Annotated in this window: 15 protein-coding genes and 2 tRNA genes; 12 read left to right on the top strand and 5 right to left on the bottom strand. The window is 48.2% G+C overall.

Annotated elements, in window-relative coordinates; translation table 11 throughout:
- Positions 1-108: 108 nt before the first annotated feature.
- The 5 genes from PN498_RS02890 to PN498_RS02870 all read left to right on the top strand — a co-directional run bounded on the left by PN498_RS02890 (position 109) and on the right by PN498_RS02870 (position 3,308).
- Positions 109-666 (top strand): protoglobin domain-containing protein, encoded by a 558-nt coding sequence (locus tag PN498_RS02890; RefSeq protein WP_272061174.1) that lies wholly within the window; start codon positions 109-111, stop codon positions 664-666.
- A 76-nt stretch (positions 667-742) separates the two neighbouring features.
- Complete coding sequence (locus tag PN498_RS02885) at positions 743-1,114, top strand: roadblock/LC7 domain-containing protein (RefSeq protein WP_272061173.1); 372 nt, start codon at positions 743-745, stop codon at positions 1,112-1,114.
- A gap of 80 nt (positions 1,115-1,194) precedes the next feature.
- Positions 1,195-1,758, top strand: a complete 564-nt coding sequence (locus tag PN498_RS02880) for a GTP-binding protein (RefSeq protein ID WP_272061172.1) — start codon at positions 1,195-1,197, stop codon at positions 1,756-1,758.
- 367 nt (positions 1,759-2,125) lie between these two features.
- On the top strand, positions 2,126-2,977 hold the full coding sequence (locus tag PN498_RS02875) for a DUF4388 domain-containing protein (protein ID WP_272061171.1): 852 nt from the start codon (positions 2,126-2,128) through the stop codon (positions 2,975-2,977).
- A gap of 64 nt (positions 2,978-3,041) precedes the next feature.
- Positions 3,042-3,308, top strand: coding sequence for a nucleotidyltransferase family protein (locus PN498_RS02870; RefSeq protein WP_272061170.1), 267 nt, complete (start codon positions 3,042-3,044; stop codon positions 3,306-3,308).
- Here the strand turns inward: PN498_RS02870 and PN498_RS02865 are convergent.
- Together PN498_RS02865 and PN498_RS02860 are read right to left on the bottom strand one after the other, a co-directional pair.
- Complete coding sequence (locus tag PN498_RS02865; RefSeq protein WP_272061169.1) at positions 3,298-4,194, bottom strand: Mut7-C RNAse domain-containing protein; 897 nt, start codon at positions 4,192-4,194, stop codon at positions 3,298-3,300. The genes PN498_RS02870 and PN498_RS02865 overlap by 11 nt on opposite strands.
- 284 nt (positions 4,195-4,478) lie before the next feature.
- On the bottom strand, positions 4,479-4,868 hold the full coding sequence (locus tag PN498_RS02860; protein ID WP_272061168.1) for a hypothetical protein: 390 nt from the start codon (positions 4,866-4,868) through the stop codon (positions 4,479-4,481).
- A gap of 113 nt (positions 4,869-4,981) precedes the next feature.
- On the opposite strand from PN498_RS02860, the gene queA reads away from it, so the two are divergent.
- Entirely contained in the window at positions 4,982-6,058 is a 1,077-nt protein-coding gene (queA, locus tag PN498_RS02855; RefSeq protein ID WP_272061167.1) for a tRNA preQ1(34) S-adenosylmethionine ribosyltransferase-isomerase QueA, read from the top strand.
- Between the two features lie 158 nt (positions 6,059-6,216).
- Here queA and PN498_RS02850 read toward each other — a convergent pair whose 3' ends face one another.
- Together PN498_RS02850 and PN498_RS02845 are read right to left on the bottom strand one after the other, a co-directional pair.
- The gene (locus PN498_RS02850; RefSeq protein ID WP_272061166.1) at positions 6,217-6,441 is read right to left on the bottom strand and encodes a hypothetical protein; all 225 of its coding nucleotides are present in this window, start codon (positions 6,439-6,441) and stop codon (positions 6,217-6,219) included.
- 8 nt (positions 6,442-6,449) lie between these two features.
- Complete coding sequence (locus PN498_RS02845) at positions 6,450-7,475, bottom strand: RuBisCO accumulation factor 1 (protein ID WP_272061165.1); 1,026 nt, start codon at positions 7,473-7,475, stop codon at positions 6,450-6,452.
- 176 nt (positions 7,476-7,651) lie between these two features.
- On the opposite strand from PN498_RS02845, the gene PN498_RS02840 reads away from it, so the two are divergent.
- From PN498_RS02840 to PN498_RS02815, 6 genes are all read left to right on the top strand, one after another.
- Positions 7,652-7,724 (top strand) — tRNA-Ala (locus PN498_RS02840).
- 242 nt (positions 7,725-7,966) lie between these two features.
- Complete coding sequence (gene gshA, locus PN498_RS02835) at positions 7,967-9,118, top strand: glutamate--cysteine ligase (protein ID WP_272061164.1); 1,152 nt, start codon at positions 7,967-7,969, stop codon at positions 9,116-9,118.
- A 270-nt stretch (positions 9,119-9,388) separates the two neighbouring features.
- On the top strand, positions 9,389-9,844 hold the full coding sequence (gene trmL / locus PN498_RS02830) for a tRNA (uridine(34)/cytosine(34)/5-carboxymethylaminomethyluridine(34)-2'-O)-methyltransferase TrmL (RefSeq protein ID WP_272061163.1): 456 nt from the start codon (positions 9,389-9,391) through the stop codon (positions 9,842-9,844).
- Between the two features lie 734 nt (positions 9,845-10,578).
- Complete coding sequence (locus PN498_RS02825) at positions 10,579-12,594, top strand: peptidoglycan DD-metalloendopeptidase family protein (protein WP_272061162.1); 2,016 nt, start codon at positions 10,579-10,581, stop codon at positions 12,592-12,594.
- A gap of 358 nt (positions 12,595-12,952) precedes the next feature.
- Positions 12,953-13,024: transfer RNA gene (locus PN498_RS02820), tRNA-Met, on the top strand.
- Positions 13,025-13,249: 225 nt separating this feature from the next.
- On the top strand, positions 13,250-14,374 hold the full coding sequence (locus tag PN498_RS02815; RefSeq protein WP_272061161.1) for a glycosyltransferase family 4 protein: 1,125 nt from the start codon (positions 13,250-13,252) through the stop codon (positions 14,372-14,374).
- A 325-nt stretch (positions 14,375-14,699) separates the two neighbouring features.
- On the opposite strand, the gene PN498_RS02810 is transcribed toward PN498_RS02815, so the two are convergent.
- A complete protein-coding gene (locus PN498_RS02810) occupies positions 14,700-15,341 on the bottom strand; it encodes a DUF3386 domain-containing protein (protein ID WP_272061160.1) in 642 nt (213 codons plus the stop codon).
- Position 15,342: the final 1 nt, after the last annotated feature.

Below are 15,342 nucleotides of genomic sequence, written 5' to 3'. Positions count from 1 at the left end.
TTCTTGCTCATCTTGATAGAAAAAATATTTAAGTGATCGTTCGGTATTGATTCAAAAATTGGCTTGATATCACATAAGAGTGCAACCAAGCATCAAGAGGACTACAAAATGGCGCTCGATTCTTACGAGTTCATGCTCCGCATGACTCAGCGTATCAATTTTACGGATGAAGATAAAACGGCTCTAAAGACAAATGCAGAATGGGGTTTAGCCATTGCTCCAGCCATGGCTGATGCCTTTTATGCCTACCTAGGTAATGACGAAGAAATGAGCGCGATTCTTAATGAATCAGAGGGCCGCATTCATCGATTAAGAGAAACCTTTGTTGCGTGGTTTCACGAGATGTTCACCGGTATGGATGATTGGGGCAAAGATTATGCTGAACGACGCTGGCGGATCGGTCTTATTCACGTCAGGATTGGCATTGGTCCGCAGCATGTTGTCCCTGCCATGGCCACAGTCGTGAATGAAGTGGGCGATCGCCTACGGGCTGAAGGCAAATCTGATGAGCTACGGGCTGCATTATCTCGTATCTGCATGGTTGATTTGGCCTTTATCGAACAGGCCTATTTAGAAGTTTCAACTGCAGCCGTTTTGAAAGAAACGGGATGGACCGAGAAACTTTTCAGACGCATGGTTGTGACGGGTGCAGCAGCAGTCGTGTAGGCCACATGGCTTTGAGTTTGCAACACTCTTCCAACTTGAAACACTCTTCCAAATCGAATTCTGAGAGGCTTTAACAATGGCTATCAATCTGGAAAAAGTATCTAATATCTTGCAGAACTTTGTTTCTGGAACTAACGATGTGCAGGGAGCTGCGCTCGTGACCCCAGACGGTCTCCCTTTGTCCTCGACGCTACCCGGCGGCATGGACGAGGAAAGGGTTTCTGCAATGTCTGCGGCAATGTTGTCTTTGGGTGAAAGAATTGGCACTGAACTAACCCGTGGCGAAATTGATCGCATTTATGTAGAAGGCGATACCGGGTATGGCATTTTAACCAACTGCGGCGATGATGCTGTGTTCTTGGTATTGGCTAATCAAGCTGCGAAGCAAGGGCTGTTGATGCTTGAGATCAAGCATGCAGTTTCTGATTTGAAAGCTCTCTTGCTTTGAGCCAAGTTGGCTGGGGAAAGTTGGTGAATACTTTCCCCAAAACTAGCCATATCTACGCAAACCTTACTCCTTAGAGCCTTATGGAAATCATGCGCCTGGTTGTTACTGGACCAGTGGGAGCAGGAAAATCTACCTTCATCCGCACTATCAGTGAGATTGAAGTTGTTGATACAGATCGACGCGCTACTGATGAAACGGCTGACCTTAAACAACAGACTACGGTTGCTTTCGATTTTGGCCGCCTACAGTTTGGTCCTAACGCTGCGCTACATTTGTATGGCACACCCGGTCAATCTCGCTTCGATTTTATGTGGGACATCTTAATTCGCAAGGCGCATGCTTACATCGTTTTGGTTGCGGCTCATCGTCCTCACGAGTTCCGATATGCGCGTCGGATTCTCAATTTCATGCGACAACGCTCTAACGCTCCAGTCGTCCTGGGATTCACCCACATGGATATGGAAAACGCCTGGTCGGCCAAAAATATCACTCTTGCTTTGGGATATGTCAAAGGGGTCCAAGCTCCACCCACCGTCATTGTCAATCCCACGGAAAGTCAGTCCACAGCCCAAGCGGTTTTGACTTTGGCTCAGTGCTATTTAGCTCAAAACTCCGCCAATCAAACTGCCGAAATTTGTGGCTAACGCCTGCCTATTACACTGCGGCAGAAATAGGCTCACCCTTCAAAACACTGGGAAAGCTTATCTGCCTTAGTTTTGAATTTTGAATTCCGCAGGCGGTACTAGTGATGACTTCCTTTTACTTTTAGGGCTTACGCAAAATGAGTACCTTTGGCATAGCGTAGGGCAGTCCATGCCTAATTTACTGTGAACACTCGATGCGAATCAGTAAATTTCAGATCTTGCACTAAAGCATGATTCCTTGCATTCGCCCCCTAAATCCCCAAATTTGGGGGGCAGGGGGGCCAAAGCAGTTAGCGTAAATTCAGCTGCAAGATCTAAGTAAGTCCTATTTTTCCTAACGGCTACCCTCTCTCAAACAGAAAGACAAATGGCTATCACAGGACACCTAGCAGAATTTTCACTGGCTGAAATTTTTCAGTTTTTAGAGCAGGGCCATAAAACTGGTTTACTGTCAATCACTCCTCTGCCGGAACCGTCAGATCAACAGTCAGCCAGATCTCACTATGTCTGGTTTCAGCAGGGGCGGGTCATTGCTGCTGCTAATCGATCCGACGGTCGTGGGTTGCTCTCCCTAATTAGTCAACGAGGATGGCTAGGCGATCGCGCTGCAAGTCGTCTGGTCAAAAACTGCGATGTTTCAACCGCAGCTGGACTATATTTCAAATCTCAGGGACTGCTTCAAGCAGATCAGCTGAAAATGCTGTTTTATGTGCAGGTAATGCAGCAGGTTTGTGCCCTGTTTACTTTGGAAGATGGCTGGTTTCATTTTGATACTTCTCGAAAAGCGCCTTTTTCAGAACTGACGGGCTTAAGCGCACCTGCTGTAGATGTAACGCTATCAGGGCTACGAGCATTGAAAAATTGGTCTGCCCTAGAAGATAAGCTACCTGATCCAGATTCTGGCTTGACCAGCATGATTGAGGGTAAACCCATGGTGAAGCTGAAGCAGATGGAGTGGCAGGTTTGGGAATTTGCCGACGGACAGACGACGTTGGCTAAGATTGCTCAGCATTTGCAGTGTCCTGTCAAGAAGGTTCAGCAAGTGGCTTTTCGACTGATCGTTGTCAGCTTAGTTGAAGAGATGCCGCTATTAGGCAGTATGCCGGAACCAGAACTCTCCTATTCCATCTCTCCTCAAGACGTTGGCGGTCAGGGTGCAGAACCTATCAATCATTCTTTCCTAGATAACCTAGTCGGCTTCTTAAAAAGACAGGTTTAATTTCGCCAATGTATGTGGAGCCTCGCCAGTTCTCCGTTAGGACAAGACGGCGAGCCATTTGGCTATGCCTTTACATCACAGAGTAGAGCGGGTTTTCCTATTTAGTTCTGTGACTCGAACAGGCCAGTTTCGCCGTCGATCTGATATCGATGTGGCTATTGAAGGCACAGACGCCGAAACCTATTTTGCTTTTTGGCGCGATTTGGAAAATGCCTGCCAAGATTGGATGATTGATCTGAGGGAAATCAATACTCCTTCTCATTTCGCAGAAACGGTTAGGCCGTACGGAGAACTGGTTTATGAACGCTCAAATCGCGTTACTAAGCGCTAGTATCGATGTCTTGAATCCGGTCAATTAGTGCTTGAATGCGGCTGTAGTGGGCACCTTTCCAATACACCTGCTGACATTGTTGGCACTGGGCAAATTCATCGTAGGTCAAGCGAGTGTAATAGGGAATCCGATCAAGCACTTGTTCTTTGTTGACCTGTTTGAGTGTGCCGTTGCAGCGAGGACACCGTTGAAGTGGTGCGATCGCATTGCCTAGCTCAAACCGTTCCAAGATTTCGACAATTTGCTCCTCAGGATAGGGCGATCGCACGGCATATCCGTAGGTCACTTTTCCCCGCTTGAGGAGACCCCGATCCTGAGTGAGCAAAATCCGGTTTTCCTGGCTGGAGATTTCCGCTAATTCATCATCGTCATAATCATTGCGATAGAGGGTATCAAAGCCTAAGATTCGCAGGTAGGCTGCCAGCTTACCCAAGTGGACATCTAAGACAAAACGAGATTCTGGCAAGGGCGGTGGCTGCACTTGGGAGACGTGAGTAATGTCGAGAGCTGTGAACTGCGGATAGACGCTAATGCGATCGCCCGCCTGCACTAAATAGTCAAAACTGACTGATTTACCATTGACTAAAATTAAGCTGACCTCTGGGTGTGGTACTCCAACGCCCTCAATGGTGTCTTTGATAGAACCCCGATCTTTTAATCGGCGCGGGAATTCGATCTGTTGTCGCTCCGGAGGCAAGAAATCGTTTAAGTTGCCATAAAAGCGAAAATACGCGGCGGGCATAGAGTCAGAACCGTCAACTAACGTTTTTGATAATAATGACAGAGTTGCAATGTGTTGGGTGGGACTCAGATAGCGAACCACGTCAATGAGGGTTGAGCTGATAGTAATTTTGTTGGGTTTCCCCAACATCAATCCGACTCGCATATCCTCCAAGTCTTAGCTTTGACAAAGCACACGCAGAATTCAAAATGCAAAATCTCTACTCTTCAAGAACGCCAAAGGCGAATGAGAAGAGCAAAGCTCTACAGAATTCAAAACCTAGGCAAATAAGCTTTCCCAGTATTTGAATAGCGGGCCTATTTCTGCCGTAGTGCATTAGATGGCTAAAGCGATATTAATAAAGCCCCCTAGCCCTCGCGAGCGATACTCAAGACTGCTTGAGCGCTGACAAGAACTAGAAGGCTAAGTTGAAAACACGTCCCGTGATTCTAAGCAAGGGTTTCTGGACAATAGCCTAGACCCATGACGAACTGGTGTCTAAATGCTTCAATCTCTTTGCGATCGGGTTTGCCATGGGAAACCACTGCAACCTGATAACGGCGCATCACATCGACAGGAGATTGTCCGGTTTCTAAGGCCCAAAGTGCCATGCGTAACCGGATATTGGGCTCATAAGGAATTCCTAGCTCATCCAAATAAGCTCGAAAATCGCCAGCTACTTGCTCCTCAATGGAATCGTGCATTCTTACTTTGATCACCCAGCCGTCAATTTGGTGAATAACGGTCAGCCAAGATAGAGGTAGTTTGGGTGTTCCCAGTAGATGCTCAACAATTCGAAGACTCAGACTGGCATTGGCAAGGTGATAGATATAATCCATCTCGGAACCCTCTGGTGGGTGCTACAGTTCTATTGTCTGTAGTGGCACCTTTTCCAGCTACTGAGAATCTCCCCGGTTTGCCTAAGGGGTTCTACCCAATTAAATTCTCTCATATGGGCGATTACGAGCATTTAGACCTACAACTGTCGGCTTATCACTATGAGTTGCCGTCGGAGTGCATTGCTCAAAATCCGGTTGAGCCGCGCGATCATGCACGTCTTCTGACCATAACATCCGCGACTCACCATAACCACAATCATGTCTACGATTTGCCGGAGTTGTTACAACCTGGAGATTTGCTAGTCCTCAATGACACCAAAGTGCTGCCTGCTCGTCTGTTTGGGCGCAAACCTGAAGGCGCTGCGGTGGAGATTTTGTTATTAGAAGAGCGATCGCATTTGGAATGGTTAGCTCTTGTTAAACCAGGACGTCGTTTGAAACCTGGGACTAGGATTCACTTTGGTGACCCAAGTGCACCGCCCGAGCTAATGGCTGATGTTGTGGCGTCTGATCCGGAGACGAACGGTCGTATTCTGCACTTCACAATTCCTGGAGCAGCGTCGTTTTATGAGGTGTGCGATCGCTTAGGCAAGATGCCTTTACCGCCCTACATCACCAATTCGACCGCACCTGCTGATCGCTACCAAACGATCTATGCTGAAAAAGTAGGAGCCGTTGCAGCGCCTACCGCAGGTTTGCATTTCACTCCAGAATTATTTGAACGATTACAGTCAAAAGGCATCGATCATACTTTCATTACCCTTCATGTGGGCGTAGGGACGTTTCGTCCTGTTGAATCAGAGACCATTACTGAGCATAAAATGCATGCCGAATGGCTGGATGTCTCTACAACAACTGTTGAAACAATTCGCCAAACCAAAGCAAAAGGTGGACGGGTTATTGCAGTAGGCACGACTGTTACTCGGGCATTGGAAGGCGCCGCCCAATCAGGTGAATTGCAGCCTTTCCAGGGCAAGACAAACCTGTTTATCTATCCTGGCTATCAGTGGCAGGTGCTAGACGGGTTGATGACGAACTTTCACTTGCCAGAATCAAGTCTGATGATGCTAGTCAGCGCCATGATTGGACGCAAACGACTATTACAGCTTTATGGAGAAGCCGTACGTAGCAGCTATCGATTTTATTCGTTTGGTGACGCGATGTTGGTTTTGCCAGAAGGATGGCAGTGACGTGGCGCACTTGAATAGCAAAGGCTCTAGCATTTTGGGCTGCCCTAGCTAGAGGTGACGGTTTGTGTTGATGGGTATAGCCATCAACAATTCCATTAGGACAAGACGGCAAGCCATCTAGGCTTATCTGGGTTGTATACACCTGATGTCTTCTCGTTTTATTCGTTCAAATTGTGCTCTGGTGGATCGCCAATTTCCTCGCTTTGCCCCCTAACCGGAGGCAGCTTATCCACTAGACCCATCTCAAAAGCAATGTCAGGGAGTTCGCCTGCAAGATATTTGCCGGGCTCAAACATCCGTCCTGGAGTCAAGCACATCTGCCGGAGTTCTACGACTTCGGTTTCCAAAAACATGGCGCGAGAGAGGCGACGTTCTAATGGCATGAGACATCTTACTCCTCAAATTGAAACAGTTCACGAGTGTAGCTTTCGTCCAAGATTTTCTTCGGTCGCATGACAATGAGCAGCTTACCCAGAAGTTTGGTTTCGGGAGTCTCTGCAAACCACTCAATGGCAACCATGCCGTCTTGGTTCGTCAAGAAATAATTGTCAGCGTTCCAGTTACGCTGAGCGCGATCAACAATCAGCATCACAATTTCGGGATTATCAGGATTTTGCACGTTAGGCAGCTGATGGGGCTTCGCTAAAATGCCAATTGGGTCTTCCGCCTGGAGAACCACTTGCCAGCCTGGAATGGGTGCCCATGCTCCAGGTCCGTTGTGCCGGACGATGCCAAAGGTCTCTTCGGGCACTATGACAGGAACTTGCTGAAAGTCTTCAATGCTCAGCGGTAGTTCACCGGCCAGAGGAATCACGACTGGAAGCTCAGAATCCGTTTCTAATCGGTAAGTCGGCAGGGTTGGCGCAGGACGAGATTTAACAACGCTGAAATCCGTCAGGAGTTTCTCGATCTGCTCACGGGCACTGTCACTTGTCGCAAACCGTAGAGCCTGGGCAATCAGCCGCGATCGCGACTGTAGATCCGATTGCTGTCGAGCTAACTTCCAGTAATTGTGAGCTACAGCATCGCCAGCCGTATCTTCAAAACCAGACGGCGGTTCCTTGAAGTAGGAAAATTCCTTGAGTGCTTTTGCCACATCTTTAATAGAGTCAGCATCCAATCCTTGATTAAAAGCAAGTTCCGCAGCACGGGCGCGATCGCGCTGAGCCAAAATCCGCAGCTCATACAAAATATCGCTTCCTCGCTGCTGAAAATGGGACTGTACGGCTTCCATTGCACCAGCCGCAACCAAAGAACCATAAACCTGAGAGCCAACAATGACTTGGTTTTGATGCGTTGGCTCAAAACCCGTCTCTTCAAAAATCTTTTGAGGGTTCATACCGCTCTTTTGCAACAGCTGGCAAGCTTTACCCCATTCAACCCAATTTCCTTGTTTGCGGCGCAGCTGAGTAGTCAAGACGTCTATGTCGACAGATTGATTTTCAGAAGATCCAGGAGATGCCATACTTAAGCGCAGTGCAAATGAGTTCACTGCCCTGACTCTAACCTGTTTCACAGAAATAGCGTCGTTAACTTATCTGTAGAGCTTGACGGCGACAACTTCAGCAAGGCAAGATAATGAACGCATTGCTTGGGGCTATAGCTCAGTTGGTAGAGCACTTGAATGGCATTCAAGGGGTCAGCGGTTCGAATCCGCTTAGCTCCATTCCCTAATTCGAGATTGGCAAGGTCAACTTGTTGACTTGCTGAGTGCTTGATCCACTGTTCCATGCAAGGTGCCAGCGCGTCCTTATAGTGGGTTGCCTATCTGATAAGGCTGTTGCGATTTTGCGCAGATGGACATTTCGATGGCATGAATGCCGACGTTAGTAAAGATGTCTCCTCAGGCAGAACTCAGGCTCTCTCAATACTATTAAATAGATATAGGTCTTCTAGAGAGAGAACTCAGTGACGCTATCGAAAGGGTTTGAAGTCGAAATCTATACCGGAACGCCGACGGGTGAAATCGTAGGGTTTTCTGATCGCATCGTCGCTAATTTAGACGGTTTTGTTCGAGAACCCGATGCTCGTAATGTGGAATATACGACGGCTCCGCTTAAGCGATATGAGCAGCTTCTGTGTGAATTGGTTCGACCTCGACAAACACTGCGTAGCTACTTAAAGACACTGGGCAACTACACACTGATTCCCGGCAGCACCTTGTCTTTAGGCGATACTCAAACGTTTTATCGCTCAGACCCACAGAATCCCTACCATACGTTTATTGAACAGACGTATCATACGGATGTGGTTACTGCCAGCATTCACATCAATATTGGTATTTCTGATCCAGAAACGCTGATGCGGGCTTGTCGCCTGATTCACATGGAGGCTTCGCTGTACTTGGCCCTAACAGCCTCATCTCCGTTTCTTGCCGGAGCTGTAACCGGACAACACTCTACTCGTTGGAGTCTGTTTCCGAAAACGCCTAAAGTGGTCCCACTCTTTACCAGTCATCAGCATCATATCGACTGGATGGAGGCCCAATTGGCAGCGGGTGCGATGCGAAACGTGCGACATTTGTGGAGTTCTGTGCGTCCTAATGGCGATCGCCGCCCTTATTGCCTCAACCGTTTGGAGTTGCGTATTTGTGATTTAGTTATTAACCCGCTTCATTTGCTTGCCATCACAGCGCTGTTGGAAGCTCGTCTTCTACAGATGATGGCGGATCCGCTTTTAGATCCATTGACTGCCAGTCAGCTCAACAAAACTAGTCGAGCAGATGACCTCATCAAAATAGCTGATGCCAATGAAAAGGCTGTCGCCAAGAGCAGCCTCGATGCCCAAGTTCATCATTGGTATGACGGTCGCCCCTTAACAGCTAGACACTGGATTCAAGACTTGTACGAAACGCTGTGGCCCATTGCTCACCAAAATGGCTTCGGCTGCTTCCTAACGCCTATCAGCAAGATTCTAGAAAACGGTAACGAAGCTCAGCGCTGGTTGGCCCTCCATGAGCAAGGTTTCAGCGTTCCAACTATTATCTCTAGGGCAGTTGATGAAGCGGAACAGCAAGACCAAATGTTGGCGGAGGAACTCTGTTTGCCTTGTCTCGCCTAAAGCATATTGTCCGCTCTTGATAGATGAAGATACGGTGAAGCAAACCGGCAAAATCAGGAGTTATTAACAATTTCTATAGATAGGTCCTTGGAACCCATTGTTCAATCAACGGTAGAAAGCTTGGGCCATCAACTCTACTGTGTCCCTATCAACAACATAGGTTAATGGTTTGCAGCCCTTAGTCCATCAAAGCTTCGAGATGAATGGCTTGACTCTAGTAGGGTTATCTTGCCATCACTCTACACTGTGAGAAATGCCACTAACTTCACAATGCCTAAAGTTGTTCTAGTTCATCCGGAGATCCCACCCAATACAGGCAATATTGCTCGAACCTGCGCAGCGACTAAAACTGAACTGCACCTTGTGCAGCCTCTGGGGTTTGAGTTGAGCGATCGCTACCTCAAGCGGGCTGGACTCGACTATTGGCCCTATGTCGATTTACATTTGCATGATTCGTGGCAGCTGTTCCTGAAAACCGCGCGTCAGACAGGTACCGCTTTGATTGGGTTCAGCACTTCAGGAACAAAGAGTTATGTAGACATTGTTTACCATCATGACGACTGGTTAATTTTTGGGAAGGAGACAGCTGGATTGACGCAAGAAATGCTTGCAGCCTGTGATGTCACTGTTCGTATTCCCATGGCTCAGCCCAGTGTTCGTAGTCTGAACCTGTCATCGAGCGTAGCCATTGGACTTTTTGAAAGTCTACGACAGACTTATCTATAGATATAGTCTGTCAGTGCTTCTTTGATATAAGAGTCACTTAACCAGTGAGTTGTGCAGTAGTGCATCACTCGAAAGCTATCGAAATTACATTCTTAATTCAAGTGATTTTACGGAGATTGGTCGATTCCTTTCTCGTGAAGGCTGGAACGACAAACGGAGTCAGAGCTTAGTACGCTGGGATACAAATCCGTAGGTCGAGAAATAAGAATTTTCTATCATCTATTGCTCAAATATATTTGCGAAATGGGTTGGTCCTATATGGGTTGCTTTACTAACTGTCCCAACATCAATAGGGGCTTTAGGTATCACTTCGGCTCAAGTATGCATTTCATGAAAGTCCCTTTGGGAAAGGCTTTCGACTACATGCTTTGCAATGCCTGCAAACATTATCAGGTCTTTTAGGCAAATTTTCCTGATAAAGGTTCTCAGTCTTTGACAATCAGAGTAAGGGGGCAGACAAAATCGCTCCTATGAAGACATTTCAGGGTTTTTACGCATCAAAAGGAGCAAGATTTAAGTATGAGTGATCTAGGTTTTCTTGCTGATTTGTTCGGCAAATGTAAACTTGCTTAAATCTGACAGGCGGTGTATCTTTAGCTCTCGAAGCTAATTTGCTCCCACGAGGATTGTGGACATGGCCTTAGCTTCTGGAGCAAACTCAGTTCAGCTGAGTTTTCCCAACGGTGGGATGCCCCAAGAAGCTGTCGAGCTCTGGTTATGAGGAGGATTATCCTTTGAGCCCTGTTTTTACTCAGGAGTTTATCCCGGACACGCAGAGTCAGTTGAGTCCTTTGGTTCCTTTTCAAAGCACTCAAGGAAGTATCGAAACGGGTCGAAAGGTTCGTACCTCGTTTACGGTACTCAGCCTTGCACTCTCTATCGGTGCTGCTGGTTCTTTTATATCAAGTGCTGAGGCTGTTGACTCAACGCACTTAGCCGCTTTGCCATCTGTCACTAATGCCCCCAGCCCATTACCCTCTTTTGGGTCAGCTAGGCCTGAAGGCGCATCAGCGACTTACCATACTGTTTCTGTCGGTGAAACAATTTGGGACATTGCAAAGCATCATGGCGTAACCGTTAGCGACATCAAGTCGGCTAATGGTATCGGCGAGGACCAAGTTATTCAAGCCGGACAGGTGTTGAAGGTTCCTGCGATCGCACGGTCTACGCCGGCCACGACGCAGCTATCTCCTGTAGCTGATTCTTCTCCAACGGTGGAGGTTGAAGAAGATGTGGCTCAGTCTGAAGAGACGATTGTTGCCCTTGCTAACCCTCAGGAAAGCGTTGTTGATGTCCCGCAGTTGAGTGAGTCTGTTGAAGAAGCTAAAGCTTCTCCTTCTACTTTGTCAGAATTTTTGGAAGCTCAACAGCCTGAACTTGAAGCTAATCGGTCTGTTGAGACTGCTGCTTCCAGTGCTGAGGGGATCCAGTTATCTGAAGTCAGCGTACCTGTGCCAGACTCACCAACCACTGACTTTGAGCCAGAGGCGAAAGCGGAAGCTGTTCCATCGCTAGAGATGCCAACTGCATCGACCTCTACTGAATCCACGTTTTCACTTGAGGCGCGGCTTTCAAACGAGTCAGATGGCAAAGCTGCGGAGGTTCCGTCCCTCGCGATCGTTCCTGCGGCTACTGAGGAGCGTGAGCTAGTTCACCACGTAAGCTCGGGTGAAACCCTCTGGTCTATCGCTCGCAGCTATGGTGTGGAGCCTGATAATCTACAGCAGGTCAACCAGCTATCCAATCCGAACTTTATTGTCTCGGGCGATGAACTTGTTATCCCAGCGGATGTTGCGTTCGAAGCAATTCGTGAAAGTGAGCAAGAATCTGCTACTACTGCGATCGTCCCGACCACTGAGAGCGAGACCGTTGACGATTTCCCAGTGGATGAATTGGTCGCCTTTGAGAAGTCTACGGGTTTAAATGAGGCGTCTTTTTCAGAACCTGCGGAGACGACCGAGGCTGTGGTGACCGATCCGTTTGTAGAAGGTCTCTTATCCGATGTTGCGGAAGCTACTCGTTCTCAGTTGGACGTAACGTCTGACACGGCTGAGCGATATTCGAGTCAACTAGTTGAGGTTTTTGAGCCAGAAGAGTTGGCTGCGGTAGAGAACGCTCAATTAGAGGCTGATGGTTCGGCTTTTCCTGAGGAAGATATTATCAATCCTCAGTTCTCCGATGCAGCAGATTTAGATTCCAGTGTTGAACTGGATGTAGATCCGCTTCTCGCTGAGGAGCTACTGGCAGCAGCACCTTTGGGTTCAGAGGTGTATGCCCCCATCATCGAGACTCCTGAAGGTCGGGTGGTTTCTCCTGATATGCCTGTGCTCCCCCCCCAGGATGAGTACCTGCCTGAAGCTCCAGATCGTTTTGACGGGTATATTTGGCCTGCTCACGGCGTTTTAACTTCTGGTTACGGCTACCGCTGGGGACGGATGCACCGTGGTGTTGATATTGCTGGTCCAGTGGGTACACCCATTTACGCCGCTGGTCCAGGTGTTGTAGAGCGCTCAGGATGGAACTCTGGTGGCTACGGCAAGCTGATTGATGTGCGCCACCCAGATGGCAGCATGACTCGCTACGCTCACAACAGTCAGTTGTTAGTCAGTGCAGGGCAACAGGTCCGTCAAGGTCAGCAAATTGCTGAGATGGGGAGTACTGGATACAGCACAGGTCCTCACCTCCACTTTGAGATTCACCTTCCTGACCAGGGAACGGTTAATCCAATGGCTTATTTGCCGAACCGTTAACGCAATTTTGACCAGTGATAGGTTTTCGAAGGGAAGGCGCGATCGCGTCTTCCCTTTTGTTTATCTATAGCCCTGTGCCGCTTGGTGAAGTATCGCTTTAGCCATCTAGGCTTGTGCATCTATTAGCATCCGGGTGCTTAGCGCGTCGCTAGATGGCTCGCCGTCTTGTCCTAACGGAACTGGCGACGGCTATACATCTCAGTGTCTTAGAGATTGAGAAACAGGGAATAGGAAATGGAGTGTGCTGACTCCAATGTATGTTCCTCTACACGTCAGGGTTTTGTTCAATCGGTCAGTGCAAGATGTTCAGTAATGAACCCTTCTGTGCTAGATTAATGAAGTTGCGTTAAGCACGCCTGGCTCAGTAGCTCAGTGGTAGAGCAGGGGACTCATAAGCCCTTGGTCGCGTGTTCAAATCACGCCTGAGCCATTTCAAGCAATTCATTTAAAGCTTACGTAAGGGTCTCTGACGGAGTTGATTTACCCCAGACGGTGAAATCACCCATTTGATGGGGAACTCTGTAACTGTAGAGAACCGATTGGGTTTGGTAAATAATTAACAATGCTGGAGTCCGCATGTGTCGGGGATTGGCTCTGACTTTAGACTTCATTATCTTTTGCCAGACTAGATCGCAAACGTTTAACTAAATTTGCCGTGTTGAATACGGGTACACAATTAGGGTTTGTTTTTCTGCAAGTTTTCTCCCACGAGGGGGGAATTCAGTCTTATATCAAAGACGTATTGGCTGCTTATCTCAAAGAGCCAACATCTCCCCCAGCAGACGTGTTTTTGCTTAGAGATGGCCCGGATTGTTACAACCCTTTTGAAGGCGACAAGATCACATTCCATTACTTGAAGAGCTTTCATCCGCTGGTTGAACGAGGTCGGTTAGCGGTAGAGATTACAAAATGTCTGCTAAGCAACTCATATCAACACATCATCTGTGGTCATGTGCTGCTGACACCTCTGTTAAGTCCTCTCTGTCAGCTGTTCGACACCCCTTACACAACAATGATCTACGGCAAAGAGGTGTGGAATCCTGTTCCCCTGAGGCAGCGTAAGGCTTTACAAGGTGCTAAATACATTTGGGCCAATAGCCGCTACAGTCGTGATCTGGCTTGTGTGGCAAATTCTTTGAATCCTGCTCAATTTCATATGTTGCCGTGCATCGTGGATGGCGATATTTTCAGTTCTGGTGCGAAGAACGAAAATCTGCTGAGGCGGTATGACCTACAGAACAGGCGCGTGTTAATGACCGTTGCACGACTGTGGTCTGGCGATATTTACAAAGGGGTAGACGTTACGATTCGAGCGTTGCCGACGATCCTACGAAATTTTCCAGACGTGAAGTATCTGGTTGTAGGACGGGGTGACGATCAGCCTCGTCTCGCTGAATTAGCTAAAGATCTAGGCGTTGAGGATCAGGTGGTATTCGCCGGTTTTGTCCCTAATGAAGACTTGGTCGAGCATTATCGATTGGCCGACGCTTACATCATGCCCTCCAAGGAAGGATTCGGCATTGTTTACCTAGAAGCAATGGCTTGCGGCGTGCCGACGTTATCTGGCGATGACGATGGTTCAGCAGATCCGCTACAGGATGGACGCTTAGGGTGGCGCGTTCCCTATCGTGATCCAAAGGCTGTCGCAGAGGGCTGTATTGAAATTTTAAAGGGAGATGACATTCGCTGCGATGCTGCATGGTTGAGAGAACAGACATTAGCGCATTTTGGGCGTGCCAGCTTGCAGAAAAGAATAGGACACCTGCTGTCTCATTTCTGACGCATCAGGAGAACGCAATATAGGCCGTCATGGCGCAGTTACAGTTTTTAGGTACTGGAGATGAGGCGACTCTATATGAAGCTTGCTCCGACAGTTCGCAGGTTTCTTGAGGGAATCTACGAACTGTCGACTAGATGGCTGATGCTGTAAATAAACAGTGCTATGGCAAAACGCGATCGCCCCAAAACATTCAGAGCGATCGCGCCGTTACACTTAGCATAGGCAGCAATTTTTCCGCACCAGGTACAGCCTCAACCCTCCAGCTTCAAACTGTTAAGCGTGTCACAGGCCCCAAAGTAGAAGTGCTGTCTCAGCCTGCTTTTCCTTACAGTAAGCTGATGTTTGAAAATCGGAAAATCTGCTCGACTGGACCCTTTTCGGTCTCAGTCTGAATTTTCCGCTCGGTGAGAATAACATAATCCCCAACTTTCTCGTAGTTGTCTTCGAAAACGCTGCGCCCCCCCTTTTGATCGCCCGTTGCCGGATCGTGATAGACGGAGTCATAACGATGGGAAAGATACCCCTCACCTGTGTCATGGCTGCTGAAAGTGTGAATGGTGACGACCGTGCCGTGAATGTGACGGTGTACCATGCTCACTTCATTATCGCGGACATGGTAGCGATCGCCCTCAGCCTTACCGCCCATAAAAATTTCGACGCTGCCATCGTCCAAGGTCTTGCCATAGGTGAAGGTATTGTCGCCGTGAGTATCTTCGAAAGCGCGACGGATGCGGTGAATTGCGACTTCCCAAAGCTGATATTGAATTGCTTTCTGAGCTGCTTCGTCCTCGATGTCAGTGACTTCGGCTTTAAGGTCGGCGCTCACGTGAGCCTTCGCAGTAACAGTTGTGTCACCCGAGATAAAAGTGACGTCTGCTGTGTAGCCAGGAAAATTGTGGTCCCAGGTGTAGCGATTCTCATAAGCTGAGCGGAAAAATTCGCGAGCTGAGACTTGAGTGCCTACCATA

Origin of the sequence: Oscillatoria sp. CS-180 (assembly GCF_028330965.1) — a bacterium.
GTDB lineage: Bacteria > Cyanobacteriota > Cyanobacteriia > Phormidesmidales > Phormidesmidaceae > Halomicronema.
This window is presented reverse-complemented; position numbering and strand designations above follow the sequence as displayed.

Coding starts and splice junctions, on each gene's coding strand:
- PN498_RS02880 (WP_272061172.1), top strand. CDS start 1,195: ATGGAAATCATGCGCCTGGTTGTTACTGGACCAGTGGGAGCAGGAAAA.
- PN498_RS02810 (WP_272061160.1), bottom strand. CDS start 15,341: ATGGTAGGCACTCAAGTCTCAGCTCGCGAATTTTTCCGCTCAGCTTAT.
- PN498_RS02890 (WP_272061174.1), top strand. CDS start 109: ATGGCGCTCGATTCTTACGAGTTCATGCTCCGCATGACTCAGCGTATC.
- PN498_RS02875 (WP_272061171.1), top strand. CDS start 2,126: ATGGCTATCACAGGACACCTAGCAGAATTTTCACTGGCTGAAATTTTT.
- PN498_RS02850 (WP_272061166.1), bottom strand. CDS start 6,441: ATGCCATTAGAACGTCGCCTCTCTCGCGCCATGTTTTTGGAAACCGAA.
- PN498_RS02865 (WP_272061169.1), bottom strand. CDS start 4,194: ATGCGAGTCGGATTGATGTTGGGGAAACCCAACAAAATTACTATCAGC.
- PN498_RS02870 (WP_272061170.1), top strand. CDS start 3,042: ATGCCTTTACATCACAGAGTAGAGCGGGTTTTCCTATTTAGTTCTGTG.
- PN498_RS02860 (WP_272061168.1), bottom strand. CDS start 4,868: ATGGATTATATCTATCACCTTGCCAATGCCAGTCTGAGTCTTCGAATT.
- PN498_RS02885 (WP_272061173.1), top strand. CDS start 743: ATGGCTATCAATCTGGAAAAAGTATCTAATATCTTGCAGAACTTTGTT.
- queA (WP_272061167.1), top strand. CDS start 4,982: ATGGGCGATTACGAGCATTTAGACCTACAACTGTCGGCTTATCACTAT.
- trmL (WP_272061163.1), top strand. CDS start 9,389: ATGCCTAAAGTTGTTCTAGTTCATCCGGAGATCCCACCCAATACAGGC.